Raw genomic sequence first — 20946 nt, 5'->3', positions numbered from 1 at the left:
GGCCGGCAGGACTGACGGAACCCTCACGGCCGGCTTGACACCCTGCGCGCGCCGGGCGCTCACTATCCCGGTTATTTAACCTCTCGGTTCAGTTGCCATGTCCGTCGATTCGCTCAGCACCACCTTCGCCGCCCTCGCCGACCCGACCCGACGCGCGATCCTGGCCCGCCTCGCCAGCGGCGAAGCCGGCGTGACCGAACTGGCCGAACCGTTCCAGATGAGCCTTCCGGCGATCTCCAAGCACATCAAGGTGCTCGAGCGCGCCGGCCTGGTCGCGCGCGGCCGCGCCGCGCAGTGGCGGCCGTGCCGGCTGGAGACCGCGCGCCTGCAGGAAGTGTCCGGCTGGCTCGACGAATACCGGCAGCTGTGGGACGAGCGCCTGCAGCGCCTGGACGATTACCTGGCCCAGTTGCAGGCCGCCCCCGGGGCCGCGCATGACGACTTGCCCGACTGACGCCGGGCGACGCGCGCCTGCGGCCGCCGCGCACGCGGAGCGCGCGCATGGCCGCTGACGCCGGCCGCCCCGCGCGCCGGCGCGCCGCGCCGGCCAAGGCCGCCGCTGCGGCGGCGCCCTGCGCGTCTTCGCGCGCACCGTGTTGTTGTCTGCCCAGTCCGCTCGCCGGCGCGATCCGGACCACCGTCGCGCGGTCGTCGTCGGCGGGCGCGAGCGAATCGGTCGCGCCCGCGATGCCGTTGCCGACGCGCGATCGCGACGAAGACGGCGTGGTGGTTTAGCGCGCGGAATTCGCCGCACGGCTTCCGCATGTTCATCCCTGCGAAAGCGACAGATCGACGAACCTCAGCCTCATGCCTGGATGAAGCCCTGGATGCCCGCGTTCGCGGGCATGACGGTGGGTGGGTTTCGTTGCGTTGCTCCCAGACCGTCATCCCCGCGAACGCGGGGATCCAGAGACTTCAGCGCGATGCGTGATGAAGCGTCGCGCTCGTCCGCGCGCGAACGACGATCAGCGGTCACAGCGAAAGCGCATTCCGCGAATCGCGGACACGACGCAACGCACATCGCCTGCGCCACGAAACTTTGCCGATCCAGTAACTCCCGATGATGCATCCGCACAATCGCGGCGCAAAAAAATCGCCCTCGCGTCCGTCGCTTCGCGCACACCGCGCTAAGCGAAATTCCGCGGCCATCGCCACCGCGCGCATCGTCGCGCGCATCCGTTCAACGCACTCGACACACTCCGCAAAGTTTTGCGCGCGCTAAACGGAACTGCGTCGAAGTACCGCTGCGACGCGGCGCGTTAACGTCGATTCACGCGTGCGCCGCGCATCGGCGCTGCGCGACGTCCGCGTCCGCAGCATCGAATCCGCAACGCATCGGAACATCGAGGGGGCTCACTGCCGCAGTCGGCGCCAGTCGCGCCGCGCATCGCTGCGCGAGCGGTTCGCGCAAGCGCCGGACATTGATCGCGATGCCCGCGCGCAGCGACAGCGCGCGATGCGCACAACGACGGCGGCGGAGGTTGCCGACACTGCCGTAGCCCCGCCGCGATCCCCAGGGAATCCACCGCAATCAGGAGCCAGCCGATCATGCCGCACGCCCCTCTCAGCCACGCGATCCGCCGCGCCTTGCTCGTCGCCGCCGTCGCCGGTCTCGCACCGGTCGCCGCGCAGGCGCAAACGCAGGACAGCGCCGCCGAGCCGACCACCACGCTCGGCCGGATCGAAGTCACCGGCTCCAACATCAGCCGCGGCGACATGGAAACCGCTTCGCCGGTGCAGGTGGTCACGCGCCAGGACATCGACCGCAGCGGCAAGGCGACGCTGGCCGAATACCTGCAGACGCTGACCGTCGACGGCGCCGGCTCGGTGCCGCGCACCTACGGCACCGGCTTCGCCGCCGGCGGCACCGGCGTGTCGCTGCGCGGCCTCGGCGCCGGTTCGACCCTGGTGCTGCTCAACGGCCGGCGCATGGCGCCTTATGGCCTGGCCGACGATGGCCAAAAAGTGTTCACCGATCTCAGCGTCATTCCGATGGACGCGGTCGAGCGGGTCGAAGTGCTGAAGGACGGCGCCTCGGCGATCTACGGCTCCGACGCCATCGCCGGCGTGGTCAACATCATCCTGCGCAAGGAGTTCAAGGGCGTGTCGGTGCGCAGCAGCTACGGCGCGTCCGGCAAGGGCGACGGCCAGCAGGCCAAGGCCTCGGTGACCTTCGGCTTCGGCGACCTCAACGAAGACCGCTACAACGTCTACTTCAATCTGGAAGGCGGACAGACCGACGAGATCCGCGTCGCCGACCGCCGCGACCGCAAGTGGATCGGCACCGGCGACGCGCGCCCGTGGGGCTACAGCCAGACCAAGCGCTTCATGTCCGGCTACATCCTCGGCACCGACGCGACCAGTTCGCCGGCCGGCAACGTCAAGAACCCCACCACCGGCCAGTACATGTCGCTGCCCGGCTGCGCGCAACTGTCGCCGCTGACCCCGCAGGACCCGAACGGCGGCTGCCTGTGGCAGTCCGGCCAGTTCAACAGCCTGGCGCCGGAGGAGAAGTACGTGAACCTGTTCGGCCGCGGCACCTTCGCGCTGTCCGACACGTTCGAGGCGTACGTCGAAGCCGGTTACTCGCGCAAAAAGAGCACGTTCCACAACACGCCTTCGGGCGTGTCCGGCGCCTGGGGCTATCCGGGCGGGCCGATCAACGGCGACGCCGGCGACAGCGCCGTGGTGCTGGGCCCGAACCATCCCGACAATCCGTTCCCGGGCCAGTCGGTGAACCTGCGCTACGCCGCGTTCGACGTCGGCCCGCGCACCATCCGCACCGACAGCGAATTCAGCCGCATCCTCGCCGGCGTCAAGGGCACGCTCGGCGCCTGGGACGTGGACGTGGCCTATCTGCATTCGCAGAACGACCTGACCAACACCCGCGACAACTTCCTGCGCTACAGCGCGGTGCGCGACGCGCTGACCAACGGCACCGGCCCCGGCGGCTACTGGCGCATCGGCCAGAACGCGGGGCTGAATTCGAAGGCGCTGTACGACTACATCTCGCCGACCATCCACGCCGACGGCAAGACCACGCTGGACCTGTTCGACGTCAAGGGTTCGCGTTCGCTGGCCGAACTCAAGGGCGGCTCGCTCGGCATCGCGTTCGGCGCGGAATGGCGCCGGCAGAAGGCAGAACTCGACCCGCAGACCTACACCGACACCGGCGACATCATCGGCCTGGGCTATTCGGCCTACAGCGGCACCCAGGAAGTCGCCGCGGCCTACGCCGAACTGGTCGCGCCGGTGCTGGAAAGCCTGGAGATCTCCGGCGCGGTGCGCTACGACAAGTACAAGGGCGGCGACGACGCGACCACGCCGAAGATCGGCATCAAGTGGAAGCCGTTCGAACAACTGGCGTTGCGCGCGACCTACGCCGAAGGCTTCCGCGCGCCGAATCCGGCCGAGTCGGGCAAGGGCGGGCTGGCCGCGTTCACCGCCGCCGCCGATCCGGTGCGCTGCCCCGGCGGCACGCCGGCGCCGGGCGCGAGCGTGCGCGACTGCGACATCCAGGTCGCGGTGATCACCAGCCCGAATTCGAACCTCAAGCCCGAAGAATCCAAGAGCTACACCCTGGGCCTGGTGTTCGAACCCACCGCCAACACCACCATCACCCTCGACGGCTGGGAGATCAAGCGCACCAACGAGATCAACGTCGAGTCGACCTCGGCCGCGGTCGCCGCCGGCCGCACCGTGCGCAGCGACAACAACCTGCCCGGCGTGCCGAACTCCGGCACCTTGCTCGCCGCGCAGGCCAACTACATCAACTCGGCCTCGACCACGGTGCGCGGCATCGACCTGGACGCGCGCCAGAGCTTCGACCTCGGCGCCAGCGGCAGGCTCAACCTCGACCTGCAGTGGAGCCACATCAGCACCTTCGAGCGCGAGGAGGAGGACGGCACCACGTTCGAATACGCCGGCACCCACGGCAACTGCGACGTGACCAACTGCATCGGCACGCCGAAGGACAAGATCAACCTCGGCGCGACCTGGGAATACGGCAAGCTCTCGCTCAGCGGCGTGGTCAACTACATCTCGAGCTTCAAGAACATCACCGCGAAGGGCAATCCCTGCGCCAGCCGCTACGCCGACGGCACCGCGGCGCCGGGCGGCGGCTGCCGGATCCCGTCGTTCACCACCTTCGACCTGTCCGGGCGCTGGCGCGCGGTCGACGGCATCGAGGTGTTCGGCTCGATCCAGAACCTGACCGACAAGATCGCTCCGCTGGATCCGCTGACCTACGGCGCGATCAACTACAACCCGATGCATTCCAGCGGCGCCATCGGCCGCTACTTCACCGTGGGGGTCAAGTACGACTTCCATTGAGGCCGGGCCCCGGCCTGGCCGGGGCTTGTCCGCCCGTATCCCGATCCGGCCCACCCTCCAGTAAGCCGCTCTCCAGCCGTTTAGGGCTGTTTCCGGCCTGTCCCGCCGCCCGCGGGACGGGCCTTTTCTTGTCCGCGCGGCGGCGCGTTTGCGCGCCGATCGCGGTTTCTGCGACGCCGTTCATGCCGGCGCCGACCCGCGCTTCACCGACCTTCACCCATCGTCCAATAGCCGGCCACGCCGGGTAGCGACGTAAGATCGTCCTCATCCCGTCGTCCGCAGCGCACCGCCCTGCGATTCCTGCGACACCTACAGGCCCGCCCCATGCCTACCTTGCTGATCGCCGACGACCATCCGCTGTTCCGCGAAGCCTTGCGCGGCGCGGTCGCGCGGGTGCTGCCCGACGCGGCGCTGCGCGAGGCCGACAGCGTCGACGCGCTGTACGCCCTGGTCGAAGCCGAATCCGATGCCGACCTGTTGCTGCTGGATCTCAACATGCCCGGCGCGCAGGGCTTCAGCGCGCTGGTGCATCTGCGCGCGCTGCATCCGCAGCTGCCGATCGTGGTGGTGTCCGCGCGCGAGGAGCCGGCGACGATGCGCCGCGCGCTCGACCACGGCGCGGTCGGCTTCATTCCCAAATCCGCCGATGCGGCGACGCTCGGCGAAGCCATCACCACCGTCCTCGACGGCGACCGCTGGGCGCCGCCGGCGGCGATCGCCGCGCCGGCCGCGAACGCCGACGAACACGAGGCCGCGCAGCGGTTGCGCGACCTCACGCCGCAACAGTTCCGGGTGCTGCAGATGCTCGGCGCGGGGCTGCTCAACAAGCAGATCGGTTACGAACTGGGCGTGTCGGAAGCGACGGTAAAGGCGCACGTGACCGCGATCCTGCGCAAGCTCGGCGCCAACAACCGCACCCAGGCGGTGTTGATCGCAGGAAGGCTGGCGCTGGATCCGAGCGCGATCGTGCCGCCGCCGGAAGAAGCGGAGTAGTGCGGCCGTTGCAGCGCCGGCTTCGAGGTGGGAGGGACTTCAGTCCCGACGCTCTGAGTTCGGACCGCTGCGATCCGGCGCAAGAGCGTCGGGACTGAAGTCCCTCCCGCCCAAGCGCCGCCGCCGCGCGAGCCCGACCCGCGCAGCGGCTCAGCGCGGTTCGTCGCGCCCGAGCCCCAGCTCGCGCATCGCCGTCGCATACGCGCGATCGATCTCCATCAAACGCCACTGCGCCTGGCGCCGCGCGCCGGCGCCGAGGCGGGCGACGCGTTCGGGCAGGTATTCCTCGCGCTTGGCCCGGTGCGCGGCGTCGATGATCGCGCGCTCGGCGTCGGCGCCGACGCCGAGCACTTCGTGCCAAGGCGGATCCGGCGCGAACGGGCTTGCGCCGGGCGCCTCGGCATCGTCGCCGCGGCGGCCGCGCAGCAGCGGCCAGGCCACGGCGATGAACCAGTAACCCAGGGCCGCGCCGCCGATGGCGACGAGCAGTTCGGTGGAGGTCATCGCAGTCGCTCCAGGCGTTGGCGCGCGTCGAGCAGGCTCGGGTCGTCGCCGCGGAAATCCAGGGCCAAATCCAATCGTTCGCCGATCTCGCCGGCCAGCGTCGCCGTTCGGCCAGGGCCGAGCAAGCGCCGCGCCGCGGTCATGGCCTCGCTGCGCAGGCCGCGGCGTTCGCACAGCCGGCGTACGGCGTTGATCGCATGCGGCGGGCAGCACAGCAGTTCGAACGCCATCGTCAGCGCCTGCCGCCGGCTCAGTTCCAGCACCCGCCGCAGCCGCCACAGGCGCAGGCCGATCCACAGCACGCAGGCGTAGACCGCCGCGGCCAGCGCCAGCATCGCGGTCGGATGCGCGGCGCGCCACAGCATCAGCGGCAACGCCACCAGCAGCAGCCACCACAGCAGCCGGCACGGCGCGGCGAAGCGCGCGAGCGCGGCGAGGTAGTGGTCCAGGCCGGCCCAGTGCTCGCCCGGTTGCGATGCGTCCAGCCAGCCGGCGCGGAACAGCGGCGCGGCCGGACGCAGCGGGTCGGGCAGGTACAGATAGCGCCCGCCCAGCCGCGTGTCCGAGCCGGCGCTGGCGAACCAGCGCCGGCCGCGCCGGGTCAGCACGATTTCGTCGTAATGCAGCAGCAGCGCCGAATCGTGCAGATAGAACGCGAACACGCCGAGCGCCAGCAGCAGCTGGAGCGTCTGCGGGCTCATTGCCCGGACGAATCCTTCTTGCGTCCGAACAGCTTGCCGATCGCGCCGCCGACCGCCGCCAGGCCGACCAGCACCAGCTTCCAGGCCTTGACCAGGAACAGGCCGATCGCCGCGAACACGCCCTTCTTGCTCGCCACCGCGGCGGCGCCGCCGGTGATCAGCGCGGCCAGGCCGATCTCGGCGACGTGGTCGCCCGGACGGAACTCGGTGTACTTCTCGCCGTCGTTGAACGCGTAACCCGGCACCAGTTGCTTGAACTCGCCGACCGCCTGGGTAAGCCCGGACTGATCCGACACCAGCACCACTTCGGTCACGCCATGACGGCCGAGCAGGCGGGTGTTGTAGTTGACGATCTTCTCGCTGCTGCCCTCGGCCGAGGCCAGGATCGCCCATTCCAGATTGTTGAGGGTCTTGTCGTACTGCGGCTTGAAGCTCCAACCCTCGACGTGCATGGTTTCCCAGCCGCGGCGACGGCGCTCCTCGTTGGACTGCTCGGTGCCTTCGCGCACCGAAGCGAGGATCGCGTCGGGGTCGAGCTTCTCGTTGTCCTTCACATAGCCGATGTCGCTGTAGTGGAAGAACGAGAACCAGTGCAGGTCCTTCGGCGCGAGGGTGAACTCGTCGTCGCCGGACGGCGGGTTGTGCAGCAGCTCGTTGAGCTTGCGGGTCTCGGCCGCGCCGAGGAAGACATAGCCGTCGGGCACCTTGACCGTCGCCTTGCCGGCGATGGCGCCCTGGGTCGGGCCGATCTGCCAGGCGAGTTTGGCCAGCGCGTCGGCCGGATCTTGGGCGGCGGCGGTCGCGGCGGCGGTGGCCAGCGCGAGCGCGGTCAGGACGCAAAGCAGGCGCTTGCGCATGGTGTGGAATCCCCTGTGTCGATGAACGTCTGTGAGAGACGCTGACGGACGTACCCCTACGTCCGGCCCGCGATCGCGTCCTTGGATCGGTGCGGGCGGCGACAGCTTATGGGCACTGCGTCACATCGGCAATGGCGTCGGGCGGCGACCGGCGGCGTCGGGCGCGCGCGGCGACGGCTCAGGTCGCGTCGTCGTCCCGGGGCAGGGGCTGGAGGAAATCCTCGTCCATGCGCAGGAAGGCGCGCAGGCGCGGCGCGACCTCGGTGCCGTGGGCGGCGAATTTCTCGCGGATCAGCAGATACAACCCGTTGCGGTCCTCGCCGCGCCAATACGAATACGACAGCAGCGATTCGCGCGATCCGCGCGTGCGCAGCAGCAACCGGTCGGCATCGCCCTGCGCGGCGACGATGTCGCTCCAGGCGATGCGTGTGTGCCGATGCAGACGCCGAACGGTGAGTCCGTCCTCGTCGCCTTCCAGCGGCGCGGCCATCAGCATCAGCGCCATGCCGGAGCCGCCGAACAGCAGGGTCAGGACCGTCACGGCGGTCCACGCGTGTTGATAGACGGCGGTCGCGACCAAGACCACGGTCGCTGCGCAAGTCAGAGCGCCGAAGCCGAACAGCAGCGGCATGCGCACGCGGTAGCGGCGCGGATGCGTCGGATCGGACGAGTTCGGGAGCTTCGAATGCTGCGGCTGCATGGCCGGCCGGTCGGGGCGAGTGCTCGAAGCGCCAGCGTAGCGCACCCGGCCGCGCGCCTGCGGCCCGCGCGAGCGGGCCTGGGGCGCAAGACAGACGGCAGCGGGGAGTGGACGCCGGCGCTTGAGGTCCCTGCGGTCGATTCGTCGCGATCCGTCGCAACGCGAAGTGGCCAGGCATCCGGGCGTTATGGTGTCGACGATGAGCGCCGATCTCAAGGCGGAAAACGCGATTCGGCCCGCTTCGTTCAGCGGAAAAAGTTAACCGTTCAGGCCGCTGGGCGCTCAACGCTGCGCGAGGCGCGATTGAGCCGGTTGCGGGCGCGGCAGCCTGAACCGCCGTCGGTCCGCCTAGCCGGCCCCGCAGGCGGGCGGCGCGTCCGCCGAGGGCTGTTCGCTGAGCTTGGCGATCGGGACGAAACGGAACGTCTGGTCCGATTCGTGGCCGTTGATCAACGAGCGCACATGCGCGTCGAAGCGGTCGTGCGCGAGCGTTCCGGCGTACTCGACCGAGCCGACCCGCGCGCGGGTGACGAATTCGACGCGTTGGTCGCGCCGCGTGTAGGCGCCGCGCGGCAGTGCGGCGCAGCCGCGGTTGAACCAGTCGTTGACCTGTTCCGCCGGTTCCGGCGAGGTCACCGAGACCACGACGCCGTCGGCGTAGAAGCGCAGGTAGAAGAAGTGGCCGCGACCCGAATCGGCTTGATAGATCCCGTCCAGACGCGGCTGGGCCGGTTCGCGCCCGGGTGCGGCGACGGCGAGGCCGGCGGCGCAGGCCAGCGCCAGCGCGGCGACGAAACGTTTGCGTAGGCGCATCGATTTTCCCCTGGCTCGATGGAGCGTCGGTACGGATCGGCCGCGGCGCGGCGATTCGCTTCGGCTCCGACGCAGAACCGGATCAGGATAAGGCGCGCGGACCTCAGCGGACAGCGGCGCGGACCCGCGGCCGGCCGATGGCATCGGCCGCGCCGCTCACGCCGCCGGTCGCTGCGCCGCCAGGAACGCGCGCAACGAAGCCGGTTTGATCGGCTTGGTCAGCACCCGGCAGCCGCGGTCGCGCGCGGCGTGCTTGAGCGCGTCGCTGCCGTCGCCGGTCAGCAGCGCCGCCGGCAGTTCGCGGCCGAGCCGCGCGCGCAGCGCGTCGATGGTGGCCAGGCCGTCGAGGCGGTCGTGCAGGTGGTAATCGACCAGGGCCACGTCGGGCGTTTGCCCGAGCAGCGCCAGCGCGTCGTCGACGGTCGCCGCGAGCAGGGCGGTCGCGCCCCAGCGGTCGAGCAGGGCGCGCATGCCGTCGAGGATCTCGCGGTCGTTGTCGATGCACAGCACGCGCAGGCCGGCCAGCGAATCGGCCAGCCCCGCCTGCGCGGCCTCGGCCGGCGCGGCTTCGCGCGGCACCTGGCCCCACGGCACGCTGATCGAGAACACGCTGCCGCGGCCGATGTGCGAGCGCACCCGCAGCGGGTGGTCGAGGGTGCGGGCGATGCGCTGGCAGATCGACAGGCCCAGGCCGAGGCCGCGTTCGCCGCCGCTGCCGGGTTGGTCGAAGCGTTGGAACTCGTCGAAGATCTGTTCCAGATGGTGCTCGGGGATGCCCGGGCCGGTGTCCCACACTTGCAGCTCGACCCGGCCCGGCTCGGCCGCCGATGCGCCCGGACGCATGCGCGCGGCCATCAGCACGCCGCCTTCGCGGGTGTAGCGCAGCGCGTTGGCGAGGAAATTCTGCAAGGCGCGGCGCAGCAGGCGGCGGTCGCTGCGCACCGGCATCGCGCCGAGCGGCGCGCGCACGCGCAGCGACAGGCCGCGGCCGGCGGCGCTGGGCGCGTACTGCGCGGCCAGTTCGCGCAGCAGTTCGCCGGCGTCGAAATCGCTGGGCTCCGGACGCAGCGCGCCGGCGTCCAGGCGCGAGATGTCGAGCAGGCCGTCGAGCAGGTCCTCGGCCGCGCGCAACGAGGCGTCGACGCGTTCGGCCAGGCGCCGTTGTTCGTCGGGGCTGTCGCTCTCGCGCAGCGCCGCGGTGAACAGACGCGCGGCGTTGAGCGGTTGCAGTACGTCGTGGCTGACCGCGGCGAGGAAGCGGGTCTTGGACTGCTGCGCCGATTCGGCTTCCTGGGTGCGCTGCTCGACGCGTTGCTCCAGGTTCTCGTTGGCCTCGCGCAGCGCCTGTTCGACCCGCTTGTAGTCGGTGACGTCGCTGTAGCTGGTGACGTAGCCGCCGCCGACCAACGGCCGCCCGACCATTTCGATCACTTGGCCGTTCGGGCGCACGCGTTCGAACAGGTGCGGCGCGCCCGCGCGCAGATGCGCGAGGCGCCGGCGCACCAGCTCGTCGATGCTGGCTTCGTCGAGCGGGCCCGGCCCCATCTCGCCGCGCTCGGCGTTCCAGCGCAGCAGGTCGGCGACCGGACGGCCGACGTAGAGCATGCCGTCGGGGTAGTCGAGCAGTTCCTGATAGCGCCGGTTCCACGCCACCAGCCGCATCTGCGGATCGACCACGCTGACGCCCTGGCTGATGTTTTCCATCGTCGTCGACAGCACCTGCCGGTTGAAGCGCAGCTCCTGGTTGGCCTCGTCGAGCAGTGCGACCACTTCGCCCAGTTCCATGCCCGAACCGCGCAGCGCGCTGGTCAGGGTCAGGCGCGCCGAGGCGGCGCCGATCGCCGCGGCCAGCAGGCGTTCGGTGAACTGCGCCAGGGCGCGGTCGGCGGGTTGTTCGGGCTGCCACTCGCGGCCTTGCTGGCGCGCGTAGTCCTCGAACGCGCGGCGCGCGTGGCGCTCGCCGACGATGCGCTCGGCCAGCGCCAGCAATTCGCCGCCGCGCACGCTGCCGGCCCAGCCGCCGGGGCCGAGCGCGGGACGGCGCACGTACGGGTCGAGAAACGGCGCGGCCAGCAACTGTTCCTGCAGGCGCGGGCGCTGGCGCGCGGACACGAACAGGAACGCGCCGACGTTGAACAGCAGCGACCAGAACGTGCCGTGGGTCAGCGGCTCCCAGCCGACCAGCCCGAACAACTGCTCCGGGCGCAGCCACGCGATGTCGAGCGGGCCGGTGGCGAGCCAGCCCTGGTCGATCCAGCCGATCCGGCTCAACGCCGGCAGCAGCAGGGTGTAGCTCCACACCACGGTGCCGGCGAACAGGCCGGCGAACGCGCCGGCGCGGCTGGCGCCGCGCCAGTACAGGCCGCCGATCAGCGCAGGCGCGAACTGCGCGACCGCGGCGAACGCGAGCAGGCCGTGCTGGGCCAGCCCGTTCGCGCCGAGCGAGGCGCGGTGGTAGCCGTAGGCCATCAGCGCCAGCAGCACGATGGTGACGCGGCGCACCCACAGCACCTGCCGGTCGATGCCCGGGCTCTGGTGCGGCGCGCCTTCGTGCAGCACGCCGCTGCGCAGCAGCAGCGGCATGACCAGGTCGTTGCTGACCATCGTCGACAGCGCCACCGACGACACGATCACCATGCCGGTCGCGGCCGAGAAGCCGCCGATGTAGACCATCAGCGCCAGCGCCTGCCGGTCCATCTGCAGCGGCAGCGCCAGCACGTAGGTGTCCGGCGAGACGCCGGTGCCGCCGAGCGCGGCCTGCCCGGCCAGGGTGATCGGCACCACCAGCAGGCTGATCAGCGCCAGATAGCCGCCGAACAGCCAGCGCGCCGAACGCAGGTCGTTGGGGTCCTGGCATTCGACCACGGCGACGTGGAACTGGCGCGGCAGGCAGACGATGGCGGTGAACGCGAGCAGGGTCTGGGTCACGAAGCCGTCGGGCAGGCCGGGTTGCAGCACCACCCGCGCGGCCTGCTGCATGCGTTCGCCGTAATTGCCCAGGCCCGGCAGGTGGATCAGGGCGAACACGCCGATGGCGACGAAGGCGATCAGCTTGACCAGCGATTCCAATGCCACCGCCAGGACCATGCCGTGGTGGTGCTCGGTCGCGTCGACGCGGCGGGTGCCGAACAGGATCGCGAACACCGCCAGCATCATCGCCACGTAGAACGCCGGATCGGCGAGCAGGCCGGCGTCGGCGGGCACGCCGGCGAGCACCTGCACGCTCATCGCCACCGCTTTGAATTGCAGCGCGACGTAGGGCACCGCCGCGGTCAGCGCGACCGCGGCGACCAGCGCGGCCAGGCCCGGCGCGCGGCCGTAGCGCGAGGACAGGAAGTCGGCGATCGAGACGATGCGGTGTTCGCCGGAGATCAGCACCAGCCGTTCGAGGATGCGCCAGCCGAACGCCAGCATCAGCAGCGGGCCGAGGTAGATCGGCAGGAAGCCCAGGCCGGTGCGCGCGGCGGTGCCGACCGCGCCGTAGAACGTCCACGACGAGCAGTACACCGCCAGCGCCAGCGAATACACGGCGGTGCGCAGCCAGCGCGCGCGCGGCGAGCGCTCGCGCTGATCGCCGTAGTAGGCGACCGCGAACAGCAGGCCGACGTAGCCGGCCGAGACCAGCAGCAGGATCCAGCCGGGGATCAAGGGTGCGGGCGCCGGGTGATTGGAGTCGGTCGAGTGTACGGGGTCGGTGGCGGGGGCGGGGCGCGAGCGGAGTGCGACTTTGGGCGGGGCGTCCGGCCGCAATTCTCCCGTGCCGGCGTCCCCGCCAGAATGTCATCCCCGCGAAGGCGGGGATCCAGAGACTTCAGAGTCATGCCGCGATGAAGCCCTGGATCCCCGCCTTCGCGGGGATGACGACAGGCGGGGCCGTGGTGTCTTGCTGCGGCGGCAGAGGATCTGTCGTCCCGCATCCCAAGTCCCAGCTCCCAACTCCCAACTCCCAACTCCCGCCACCCACTTACGCATTGCTGTCCTGCCGCAACGCGCACCCCTTCACCCGCAACGCCCTGAACGCGTCTTACCCGCGCCTCAATCGCCCTGAGCCGGCTATCAAGGTTCCGCCACCGACCTGTATCCGCGCGCCGCGTAACCCACCGCGATCACGGTTTGCCCCCGCCGCATTTGCCAAGGTCGCCCGCGCACGGCGGGGCCTCGCCGTGCGCCACCTCAACCATCGTCTCCGGCGCAGCACTCGCCACGCCCGACCGCCGCCCGCGCGCGGCGCGTCGGCGCGCGCCCGCACGCCTCATCGCCTCAAGCCGTGTTCGCGCCGCTACATCCCAGGAGGGACCAGCGAATGAACCACGCAATGTCCAAGCTGTTCGTACCCGCGCTGCTCGCCAGCGCGCTGTGCCTGTCGCTGTCGGCCAACGCGCAGACCGCGCCGGCGCCGATCAAGATCGCCGACGTGCGCGCCGCCGATCTGCAACTGGGTGCGCAGCCCGGCCGCGTCGGCCGCGCCGGCGTCGACGCCGGCGCCAAGCAGGTGGAAATCCGCACCCCGGACGCGTCCTTCATCAAGGTGCACTTCGAACACTTCTCGCTGCCGGCCGGCGTGACCCTCGAAGTCGCCAGCCCCGACGGCAGCGAGGTGTATCGCTACAGCGCCGATCGCCGCGACGGCCACACCGTCGCCGCCGATCTCGGCGAAGACGGCAAGACCCGGTTCTCGGCGATGTCGATCTCCGGACCGGTCGCGGTGCTGCGCCTGGTCGGCACGGCGCGCGAGCCGTGGCGCAAGGATCACGGGGTCAAGGTCACGCGTTATCTCGAAGGTTATCCGGACGACATGCTGCCGGAGCTGCAGAACGCAGGCCTGCTGAGCACCGACGTCGGCGGCAAGTCGATCTGCGGCACCGACAACAAGCAGGCCGCGGCCTGCTATTCGACCAGCGACACCCAGGCCTTCAACGGCTCCAAGCCGGTGGCGCGCGCGGTCATGAGCGGCGGCAGCCTGTGCACCGCATGGCGGGTGAGCTCGCAGAACCGCATGTTCACCAACAACCACTGCATCAACAGCGCCGCCGGCGTGGCCGGCGCCGAGTTCTGGTTCAACTACCAGCGCAGCACCTGCACCGGCGCGCAGGCGACGGTGACCAAGGTCGCGGGCGACCAGATGCTCAAGACCGACGCCACCCTGGACTACACCCTGTTCACGGTGAAGAACTTCGCCAACATCTCCAGCTTCGGTTCGCTCGGCCTGGATCCGCGCGCCGCGGTCGCCAACGAAGGCATCTTCATCGCCGGCCATCCGGGCGGGCGGATGAAGGAGCTCAGCGTCGCCGACACCCAGAACAGCGGCGGCAAGTGCCGCGTCGATGCGCCCAGCGTCAACGGCAACGCCACCAACAGCGACGTGGGCTATTACTGCGACACCGAAGGCGGCAGCTCGGGTTCGCCGGTGATCGCGCGCTCCAGCGGCAAGGTGCTGGCGCTGCACCACTTCGGCGGCTGCTTCAATTCCGGCGCGAAGATCTCGCTGATCTGGCCGCAGGTGTCGACGTATTTCGGCGGCGTGATTCCGTGATGCGGCGGAGCCGGCGCGCGTAGGCGTCGGTGGGATCGCGGTTGCGGGAGGGACTTCGGTCCCGACGCTTTGGGTTCGGATCGCCGCGCCGTGGGGGCGCGGCGATCGGGGCGAAGGCGTCGGGTTGGAGTCCCTCTCGCGTTCGTGGCGGCGTCGTGGTCGCTGCGTTGCGGCGAGCGCTGCCTGTAGGAGCGGCGCGAGCCGCGACCGCGGAGTCGCCGTTCGCCGCGCAAGCCGGATGCCTCGGCGAAATCCGCGCAAAAGAAAACCCGCCATGTAGGCGGGTTCGCTTCTGAAGGCTCTGGATCCCCGCTTTCGCGGGGATGACGCAATGGCAAAGGCGTTCGCGCTAGGCGCGAACGCGCCATTGCGTCACTTGATCTTGCCTTCCTTGTAGATCACGTGCTTACGGACGACGGGATCGTACTTCTTGATCTCCATCTTGGCCGGGGTGTTCTTCTTGTTCTTGTCGGTCGTGTAGAAGTGACCGGTGTTCGCCGTCGAGATCAGGCGGATCTTGTCGCGCTTGGAAGCCATGGTCGATCCTCCTTAGATCTTTTCGCCGCGGGCGCGCAGCTCGGCGAGAACGGAGTCGATGCCGTTCTTGTCGATGGTGCGCAGGGCGTGGGCGGAAACGCGCAGCTTCACCCAACGGTTCTCACTGGCGACCCAGAAACGGCGCTCGTGCAGGTTGGGGAGGAAACGGCGGCGGGTTTTGTTCATGGCATGCGAGACGTTGTTGCCGGTCGTCGTTCGCTTGCCCGTAACTTGGCATACGCGGGACATTGCGCACCTCTAAAAGGTTGGATGCTTCCCTTGGCCAGGGAGGCGGCGGCCCCGATGCCGGCATCGATGAAGACGCTTGCACCGCGCGATACAGGTGGAATTTCCGCTGCACGTGGCGGTCCGGAATCGCGCTTCCGGGGCCGCCCGGTGACGCCTCGAGAGGCGGCCGGACACAGCGAGCCGCGCATTATGCCGGCAATTACAAGCCGGAACAAGCACTTGGCCCATGCGACGCGGCCCGGCGCCATACTCCGGCGGCGGACCACCCCGTCGAGGACGAGCGCCATGACCCGTCGCACCGCTTCCTGCGCCTGCGGCCAGCTGAGCCTGGCCTGCGAGGGCGAACCGCTGCGGATCTCGATCTGCCACTGCCTGGCCTGCCAGCGCCGCACCGGCAGCGCGTTCAGCTATCAGGTGCGCTATCCCGAAGCCTCGGTCGCGGTGCAGGGCGAGACGCGAGAGTTCGTCAAGGCCGGCGACAGCGGCAACCGGGCCCGTTTCGGTTTCTGCCCGCACTGCGGCTCGACCGTGTTCTGGCGGCCCGAGGCGCTGCCCGGCATCGTCCTGGTCGCGGCCGGCGCGTTCGCCGATCCGGCGTTTCCGCCGCCGCCGCAGGTCTCGGTGTACGGCGAACGCCGCCATGCCTGGGTCGTGGTGCCGCCCGGGTGCGAGCAGCTCGACTAGCCCCGCGGGCGCCGGCTCAGTGGCTGGCGCGGTCGCGGCGCCAGCCGCGGTGCTTGATGTCCAGGTACAGGCTGTAGGCCGCGGTGAACGCCGGGAACAGGTTCTGGATCACCCCGACCGAGTCCTGCTTTTGCGAGAACAGGAAGTAGCTCAGGGTCATCGCGCTGCCGATCAGGCTCATGTACCAGAACACCCGCGGGATCACCGGCTTGCCCGCGCGCTTGCTGGCGACGAACTGGACCAGCCAGCGGCCGCCGAACATCAGCGCGCCGATCAGGCCGATCAGCTTCCACGGCGACATGTGCAGGCCGGTCCAGGCCAGCCACCCGATCGGGGAATTCATCAAGTCCATGGCGGCGCTCAGCGTTCGACGATCTGGGTCAGCTTGCCGCGGCGGATCAGCCAGGCCACGCCGCGCAGGTCGCTGATGCCGACCAGGGCGCGGTTGAGGTTGTTGTACTTGGACACGCCGGCGCCGCGCGCGCGGTGGTTCACCGGTACGCTGACGGTCTGGTAGCCGGCGCGTTGCATCAGCGCCGGCAGGTAGCGGTGCATGTGGTCGAAGTACGGCAGTTCCAGGAACGCGGCGCGCTCGAACAGCTTGATGCCGCAGCCGGTGTCGGGGGTGTCGTCGCGCAGCATGCGGCTGCGGATCGCGTTGGCCCACTTCGACGCCCAGCGCTTGCTGCCGGAGTCCTGGCGGTTGACCCGCCAGCCGGCGAACAGCTTGAACTGCGGCGCCGATTCGGCGCGCTTGGCCAGCAGCTTGGGAATGTCGGCCGGGTCGTTCTGGCCGTCGCCGTCGAGGGTCGCGATCCAGGCGCCGCGCGCGGCCTTGACCCCGTTGCGCACCGCGGTGCTCTGCCCGCTCTGGGTTACGTGGTGCAGCACGCGCAGCTCGGGTACGCCGGCTTTCAGCGCTTCCAGCGCCGCCAGGGTGCCGTCGCGCGAATGGTCGTCCACATAGACGATCTCGAAATCGGCCACGCCGCGCAGCGCGGTGGTGATTTCCTGGACCAGGGGCGCGACGTTGTCCTGTTCGTTGAACACCGGAACGACGACCGACAGTTGTGGGGTTTGGGTCATGGATGGAACTCGAGGGAATTCGGGGGAGGTCCGGCGGGCATGCGCGATATGCCGCAGGAGCGCCTGAGACGCAAGCCTGCCGCGCCGGGTTTAACGATTCATTGTGCGCAGCCCGGCCGCCGGCGCAAACCGCGGAGCTTACCTGCGCCGGTGTTCAGATTCGGTCGGAATCGTCACGGGCCACCGTAGTGCGGCTAAAAACCCGCCCCAGGTCTGGAAAACAGCCGAACTTCAAGCATTGTCGCCGAAATAGTCGCGGCACCAGGCGACCACGCCGGGCAGCCCGGCCTCGATCGAGGTCGCCGGCTCGAAGCCGAACGCGGCCCGGGCGAGCGCGGTGTCGGCCATGGTTTCGACCATGTCGCCGGGCTGCATCGGCTTGTAGACCTTCTGCGCCGGCCGGCCGGCGGCGTCGGCGATGACCTGGATGAAACGCTCCAGCTCGACCGGGGTGTGGTTGCCGAGGTTGAACACGCGGTGCGGCGGGACCGCTTCGGACGGGTGGTCGAGCGCGCCGATGACGCCGGCGACGATGTCGTCGATGTAGGTGAAGTCGCGGCGCATCTTGCCGTGGTTGAACACCTCGATCGGGCGCCCGGCCAGGACCGCGCGCGAGAACAGCAGCGGCGCCATGTCCGGCCTGCCCCACGGGCCGTACACGGTGAAGAAGCGCAGGCCGGTCGCGCGCAGGCCGTACAGCTGGGCGTAGGTGTAGGCCATCAGCTCGTTGGCGGCCTTGGTCGCCGCGTACAGCGAGCGCGGCTTGTCGATGCGCTGGTCTTCCGAGAACGGAGGCGTCGCCGAGTCGCCGTACACCGACGAGGACGAGGCGTAGGCCAGGTGCTGCACGCCGCGGTGGCGGCACAGTTCCAGCAGATTGACGAAGCCGACCAGGTTGCTGTCGACGTAGGCGTGCGGATTGCTCAGCGAGTAGCGCACGCCGGCCTGCGCGGCCAGGTGCACCACGCGCTCGAACGCGAACTCGTCGAACAGCGCGGCCAGGCCGTCGCGGTCGGTCAGGTCGAGCGCGCGGATGTCCACGTCCGGACACAGCGCGGCGACGCGGTCGCGCTTGATCTGCGGGTCGTAGTAATCGTTGTAGTTGTCCAGGCCGACCACGGCGCGGCCCTGGGCGCGCAGCGCGCGGCAGACGTTGGCGCCGATGAAGCCGGCGGCGCCGGTGACGAGGATGGTCATGCGAGGGAAGGCCGGCGGTCGGGACGGGCGCACATTATCCGTCGTGCCCGCGACGCGCGCATTGCACGCGCGTCGCGGTCGCGGATCCGGCCGGGCCGGGGCCTCAGTTCAGCGCCACCTGCTTGGCGATCGCGGTGGCCTGGCTCAGCTGTTCGGCGGTGGCCGCGTCGATCCAGGCGTAGACCTTGAGCTTGCTCTTGGGCTTGTCGCCGGGGATCACGATCATCGCTTCGCGCGAGTACGGACGCGCGTTGCCCGGGGTGGCCTTGGTGTACCACTGCACCTGCTGGGTGCCGACCGCGCCCTTCTCGGCTTTGGCCTTCTTGTCCGGCTTGAACGTGCGGTGGCCGACATAGATGCCGAAACCGGTGCTGACGCTGCCGGGCAGTTCGATGTAGCACAGGGTGTAGTTGTCGCCCTGGCGCTGGTTCCACTTCATGTCCGGGTTCTTGAGCGCCGGGCAGGTGCCGGTTTGCGCCCAGGCCAGGACCGGGGCCAGCATCAGCGCGGCGGCGGCCATCCATTTCATCGTTGCATCTCCTTGCTCGGTGGATTTTTCAGTGCCTGAATTTCTGAAACTGCCTACCGCACCGGCGACGCCCAGCGCCCGGCCGGACGGGATCCGGCAGGGCAGGCGGCGGGGGACGGTGGCGCAAGTTTAGTGGAACCCCTCGCGATCCGGTGTCGTTACGGTCGACAAAACACGGAGGCGGCCGCTAGGGCGGCGCGATCAGGCTAGGGGGAAACGACCGAGCCGGTACTCGGTTCAGCGAGCTGAAGGAGATGGCGGGGCGGCGCGGTCGGGCGCCGCCGAGCGGGCGCCTTAGATCGCAGCCGGATCGGAAGGCGTCGGGCCTGAGGCCCTGCCGCAAACGCGCGGGAAACCTCGCGTCGAGGACTTCTTGCAGAAAGCGCGGCGGCCCGGGCCCGAAGCCCGCCCGCGAGGCTTAAGCCTCGACCTTGCCGCGCAGCTTTTCCAGCACGCCTTCGAGCGAATCCAGGTCGGTGTAGTGGATCACCAGCCGGCCCTTGCCGCCGCGGCCGTGCAGCACGTTGACCTTGGTGTTGAGCGATTCCGACAGCTCGCGCTCCAGGGTCACGATGTCGGCCTGCGGCTTGAGTTTGGCCGGCTTGGGCTTGCCGGACACCGGGATCTTGCCGGCGGCGAGCTGCTGCACGCGATGTTCGACGTCGCGCACCGACCAGCCGAGCTCGGCGGCCTGGCGGGCCAGGGCGATCGCGGCCTGCGGCGCCAGGGTCAGCAGCGCGCGCGCGTGCCCCATTTCCAGCGAACGGGTCTCCACCAGCACCCGGATCTCGCCCGGCAGCTCGAGCAGGCGCAGCAGGTTCGACACCGCCGCGCGCGAGCGGCCCACGGCCTCGGCGGCCTGGGCGTGGGTGAGGTCGAATTCGTCGATCAGGCGGGTCAGCGCCTGCGCTTCTTCGAGCGGGTTGAGGTCTTCGCGCTGGATGTTCTCGATCAGCGCCATCGCGACCACGGTGCGGTCGTCGACTTCGCGGATGACCACCGGGATCTCGGCCAGCCCGGCCAGGCGCGAGGCGCGCCAGCGGCGTTCGCCGGCGATGATTTCGTAGGTCTTGCCGCCGCGTTCGCCGATCTCGCGCACGACGATCGGCTGGATCACGCCCTGGGCCTTGATCGACTCGGCCAGCTCGGCGAGCTTTTCCTCGTCCCAGTGCTTGCGCGGCTGGTACTTGCCGGCGCTCAGCGAATCGACCGGCAGGTGCCGCAGCAGGTCGCCGGGCTGGGCTTCGACCAGGGTCGGCGCTTCGGCGGCGGCCTTGGGGCCGAGCAAGGCTTCCAGGCCGCGGCCGAGGCCGCGCTTCTTGGCGGGATTGCTCATGCCGGGGTCTCCGCGGTGGCGCTGCGCGCGGTCTTGGCGGCGGCCTGATCGCGCTCGCGCTGGCGGCGCAGCACTTCGCCGGCCAGGCCCAGGTAGGCGATGCCGCCGCGGCTGGCGCGGTCGTAGCCGACGATGCTCTGGCCGTAGCTCGGCGCTTCGGCCAGACGCACGTTGCGCGGCACGATCGTGCGGAAGACCCGGTCGCCGAAGTGGGCGGTGAGGTCGGCGGAGACGGCGTTGGCGAGGTTGTTGCGCACGTCGAACATGGTGCGCAACACGCCTTCGATTTCGAGTGAAGGGTTCAGCTGGGCCTTGAGCGCATCGATGGTCTCGACCAGCGCGCTGAGGCCTTCCAGGGCGTAGTACTCGCACTGCATCGGCACGATCACCGAATCGGCCGCGGTCAGCGCGTTCAAGGTCAGCAGCGACAGCGCCGGCGGGCAGTCGATGATGATGAAGTCGTAGTTCGCGCGCAGCGGTTCGAGCGCGCGCTTGAGCCGCTGCTCGCGCGCATCTTCGTTCATCAGGCGGATTTCGGCCGCGGTGAGGTCGATATTGCCCGGCAACAGGTCGAAGCTTTCCGGCGCCTGCACGATCGTGGCGGCGGCGTCGGCCTCGCCCAGCAGCACGTCGCAGACCGAGTCCTCGAGCTGGCGCTTGTCGATGCCGCTGCCCATCGTGGCGTTGCCCTGCGGGTCCAGGTCGACCAGCAGCACGCGCTTGGGCGCGCCGGCCAGCGCGGCGGCCAGGTTGACCGCGGTGGTGGTCTTGCCGACCCCGCCTTTCTGATTGGCGACGGCGATGATGCGGGCCATGCGGCTCGTCCCTGCGGTTGCGGAGTGAATAAAGAAGAAGCTGACGATGCCGGCGGCGCGTGGCGCCGACCGGACAGGGG

The 20946-nt window shown here is 69.9% G+C and carries 20 protein-coding genes and 1 pseudogene; 6 read left to right on the top strand and 15 right to left on the bottom strand.

Translation table 11 applies throughout. The features are described from left to right. The first annotated feature begins 97 nt into the window (after window positions 1–97). From JHW38_RS15550 to JHW38_RS15535, 4 genes are all read left to right on the top strand, one after another. Window positions 98–454, top strand: coding sequence for an ArsR/SmtB family transcription factor (locus tag JHW38_RS15550; RefSeq protein WP_207522246.1), 357 nt, complete (start codon window positions 98–100; stop codon window positions 452–454). 47 nt (window positions 455–501) lie between these two features. Then, window positions 502–735: a hypothetical protein gene (locus tag JHW38_RS15545; protein ID WP_207522245.1), complete on the top strand. Its 234-nt coding sequence runs from the start codon at window positions 502–504 to the stop codon at window positions 733–735. An 813-nt stretch (window positions 736–1548) separates the two neighbouring features. After that, on the top strand, window positions 1549–4332 hold the full coding sequence (locus JHW38_RS15540) for a TonB-dependent receptor (protein WP_207522244.1): 2784 nt from the start codon (window positions 1549–1551) through the stop codon (window positions 4330–4332). A gap of 324 nt (window positions 4333–4656) precedes the next feature. After that, window positions 4657–5325 (top strand): response regulator transcription factor, encoded by a 669-nt coding sequence (locus JHW38_RS15535; protein ID WP_207522243.1) that lies wholly within the window; start codon window positions 4657–4659, stop codon window positions 5323–5325. Window positions 5326–5363: 38 nt separating this feature from the next. Here the strand turns inward: JHW38_RS15535 and JHW38_RS26000 are convergent. The 7 genes and pseudogenes from JHW38_RS26000 to JHW38_RS15505 form a co-directional block, all read right to left on the bottom strand. Next, window positions 5364–5525, bottom strand: a pseudogene (locus tag JHW38_RS26000) (DUF6053 domain-containing protein); the annotation flags it as partial. Continuing rightward, window positions 5476–5829 (bottom strand): hypothetical protein, encoded by a 354-nt coding sequence (locus JHW38_RS15530; protein ID WP_207522242.1) that lies wholly within the window; start codon window positions 5827–5829, stop codon window positions 5476–5478. The gene JHW38_RS15530 and the pseudogene JHW38_RS26000, both read right to left, overlap by 50 nt. Next, window positions 5826–6530 (bottom strand): hypothetical protein, encoded by a 705-nt coding sequence (locus tag JHW38_RS15525; RefSeq protein ID WP_207522241.1) that lies wholly within the window; start codon window positions 6528–6530, stop codon window positions 5826–5828. Before JHW38_RS15525 ends, JHW38_RS15530 begins: the two co-directional genes overlap by 4 nt. Further along, window positions 6527–7387: a DUF2167 domain-containing protein gene (locus tag JHW38_RS15520; protein WP_207522240.1), complete on the bottom strand. Its 861-nt coding sequence runs from the start codon at window positions 7385–7387 to the stop codon at window positions 6527–6529. Before JHW38_RS15520 ends, JHW38_RS15525 begins: the two co-directional genes overlap by 4 nt. Window positions 7388–7565: 178 nt before the next feature. Then, window positions 7566–8018 (bottom strand): PH domain-containing protein, encoded by a 453-nt coding sequence (locus JHW38_RS15515; RefSeq protein WP_207522239.1) that lies wholly within the window; start codon window positions 8016–8018, stop codon window positions 7566–7568. Between the two features lie 417 nt (window positions 8019–8435). Next, window positions 8436–8900 (bottom strand): hypothetical protein, encoded by a 465-nt coding sequence (locus JHW38_RS15510; RefSeq protein WP_207522238.1) that lies wholly within the window; start codon window positions 8898–8900, stop codon window positions 8436–8438. A gap of 156 nt (window positions 8901–9056) precedes the next feature. After that, window positions 9057–12548: a PAS domain-containing hybrid sensor histidine kinase/response regulator gene (locus tag JHW38_RS15505; RefSeq protein ID WP_207522237.1), complete on the bottom strand. Its 3492-nt coding sequence runs from the start codon at window positions 12546–12548 to the stop codon at window positions 9057–9059. Window positions 12549–13203: 655 nt separating this feature from the next. On the opposite strand from JHW38_RS15505, the gene JHW38_RS15500 reads away from it, so the two are divergent. Continuing rightward, window positions 13204–14433, top strand: a complete 1230-nt coding sequence (locus tag JHW38_RS15500; protein ID WP_207522236.1) for a trypsin-like serine peptidase — start codon at window positions 13204–13206, stop codon at window positions 14431–14433. A gap of 372 nt (window positions 14434–14805) precedes the next feature. Here JHW38_RS15500 and rpmG read toward each other — a convergent pair whose 3' ends face one another. Both rpmG and rpmB read right to left on the bottom strand, forming a co-directional pair. Next, a complete protein-coding gene (rpmG, locus tag JHW38_RS15495) occupies window positions 14806–14970 on the bottom strand; it encodes a 50S ribosomal protein L33 (RefSeq protein ID WP_207522235.1) in 165 nt (54 codons plus the stop codon). A gap of 12 nt (window positions 14971–14982) precedes the next feature. Continuing rightward, entirely contained in the window at window positions 14983–15219 is a 237-nt protein-coding gene (rpmB, locus tag JHW38_RS15490; RefSeq protein WP_057916198.1) for a 50S ribosomal protein L28, read from the bottom strand. Window positions 15220–15504: 285 nt separating this feature from the next. Here rpmB and JHW38_RS15485 point away from each other — a divergent pair, with 285 nt between their 5' ends. After that, window positions 15505–15903 carry a GFA family protein gene (locus JHW38_RS15485; protein ID WP_207522234.1) on the top strand — a complete coding sequence of 133 codons (399 nt, stop codon included), beginning with the start codon at window positions 15505–15507 and terminating at the stop codon, window positions 15901–15903. A gap of 16 nt (window positions 15904–15919) precedes the next feature. Here the strand turns inward: JHW38_RS15485 and JHW38_RS15480 are convergent, their stop codons facing one another. The 6 genes from JHW38_RS15480 to JHW38_RS15455 form a co-directional block, all read right to left on the bottom strand. Then, window positions 15920–16255 carry a lipid-A-disaccharide synthase N-terminal domain-containing protein gene (locus tag JHW38_RS15480; protein ID WP_207522233.1) on the bottom strand — a complete coding sequence of 112 codons (336 nt, stop codon included), beginning with the start codon at window positions 16253–16255 and terminating at the stop codon, window positions 15920–15922. Between the two features lie 8 nt (window positions 16256–16263). Then, window positions 16264–16989, bottom strand: coding sequence for a glycosyltransferase family 2 protein (locus JHW38_RS15475; protein WP_207522232.1), 726 nt, complete (start codon window positions 16987–16989; stop codon window positions 16264–16266). 231 nt (window positions 16990–17220) lie between these two features. Continuing rightward, a complete protein-coding gene (locus JHW38_RS15470) occupies window positions 17221–18186 on the bottom strand; it encodes an NAD-dependent epimerase/dehydratase family protein (RefSeq protein ID WP_207522231.1) in 966 nt (321 codons plus the stop codon). A 103-nt stretch (window positions 18187–18289) separates the two neighbouring features. Then, window positions 18290–18715: a hypothetical protein gene (locus JHW38_RS15465; RefSeq protein WP_207522230.1), complete on the bottom strand. Its 426-nt coding sequence runs from the start codon at window positions 18713–18715 to the stop codon at window positions 18290–18292. A 418-nt stretch (window positions 18716–19133) separates the two neighbouring features. Then, window positions 19134–20051, bottom strand: a complete 918-nt coding sequence (locus JHW38_RS15460; RefSeq protein ID WP_207522229.1) for a ParB/RepB/Spo0J family partition protein — start codon at window positions 20049–20051, stop codon at window positions 19134–19136. Beyond that, window positions 20048–20866, bottom strand: a complete 819-nt coding sequence (locus tag JHW38_RS15455; protein WP_207522228.1) for a ParA family protein — start codon at window positions 20864–20866, stop codon at window positions 20048–20050. The genes JHW38_RS15460 and JHW38_RS15455 overlap by 4 nt, the downstream gene beginning before the upstream one ends. Between the last annotated feature and the right edge of the window lie 80 nt (window positions 20867–20946).

This window comes from Lysobacter enzymogenes (genome assembly GCF_017355525.1).
Taxonomy (GTDB): Bacteria; Pseudomonadota; Gammaproteobacteria; order Xanthomonadales; family Xanthomonadaceae; genus Lysobacter; species Lysobacter enzymogenes_C.
The sequence above is the reverse complement of the archived record's forward strand: the minus strand, read 5'-3'. Positions and strand labels throughout refer to the sequence as shown.

Coding starts and splice junctions, on each gene's coding strand:
- rpmG (WP_207522235.1), bottom strand. CDS start 14,970: ATGGCTTCCAAGCGCGACAAGATCCGCCTGATCTCGACGGCGAACACC.
- JHW38_RS15545 (WP_207522245.1), top strand. CDS start 502: ATGGCCGCTGACGCCGGCCGCCCCGCGCGCCGGCGCGCCGCGCCGGCC.
- JHW38_RS15550 (WP_207522246.1), top strand. CDS start 98: ATGTCCGTCGATTCGCTCAGCACCACCTTCGCCGCCCTCGCCGACCCG.
- JHW38_RS15485 (WP_207522234.1), top strand. CDS start 15,505: ATGACCCGTCGCACCGCTTCCTGCGCCTGCGGCCAGCTGAGCCTGGCC.
- JHW38_RS15510 (WP_207522238.1), bottom strand. CDS start 8,900: ATGCGCCTACGCAAACGTTTCGTCGCCGCGCTGGCGCTGGCCTGCGCC.
- JHW38_RS15455 (WP_207522228.1), bottom strand. CDS start 20,866: ATGGCCCGCATCATCGCCGTCGCCAATCAGAAAGGCGGGGTCGGCAAG.
- JHW38_RS15470 (WP_207522231.1), bottom strand. CDS start 18,186: ATGACCATCCTCGTCACCGGCGCCGCCGGCTTCATCGGCGCCAACGTC.
- JHW38_RS15465 (WP_207522230.1), bottom strand. CDS start 18,715: ATGAAATGGATGGCCGCCGCCGCGCTGATGCTGGCCCCGGTCCTGGCC.
- JHW38_RS15540 (WP_207522244.1), top strand. CDS start 1,549: ATGCCGCACGCCCCTCTCAGCCACGCGATCCGCCGCGCCTTGCTCGTC.
- JHW38_RS15475 (WP_207522232.1), bottom strand. CDS start 16,989: ATGACCCAAACCCCACAACTGTCGGTCGTCGTTCCGGTGTTCAACGAA.
- JHW38_RS15520 (WP_207522240.1), bottom strand. CDS start 7,387: ATGCGCAAGCGCCTGCTTTGCGTCCTGACCGCGCTCGCGCTGGCCACC.
- JHW38_RS15480 (WP_207522233.1), bottom strand. CDS start 16,255: ATGGACTTGATGAATTCCCCGATCGGGTGGCTGGCCTGGACCGGCCTG.
- JHW38_RS15460 (WP_207522229.1), bottom strand. CDS start 20,051: ATGAGCAATCCCGCCAAGAAGCGCGGCCTCGGCCGCGGCCTGGAAGCC.
- JHW38_RS15525 (WP_207522241.1), bottom strand. CDS start 6,530: ATGAGCCCGCAGACGCTCCAGCTGCTGCTGGCGCTCGGCGTGTTCGCG.
- JHW38_RS15535 (WP_207522243.1), top strand. CDS start 4,657: ATGCCTACCTTGCTGATCGCCGACGACCATCCGCTGTTCCGCGAAGCC.
- rpmB (WP_057916198.1), bottom strand. CDS start 15,219: ATGTCCCGCGTATGCCAAGTTACGGGCAAGCGAACGACGACCGGCAAC.
- JHW38_RS15500 (WP_207522236.1), top strand. CDS start 13,204: ATGAACCACGCAATGTCCAAGCTGTTCGTACCCGCGCTGCTCGCCAGC.
- JHW38_RS15515 (WP_207522239.1), bottom strand. CDS start 8,018: ATGCCGCTGCTGTTCGGCTTCGGCGCTCTGACTTGCGCAGCGACCGTG.
- JHW38_RS15530 (WP_207522242.1), bottom strand. CDS start 5,829: ATGACCTCCACCGAACTGCTCGTCGCCATCGGCGGCGCGGCCCTGGGT.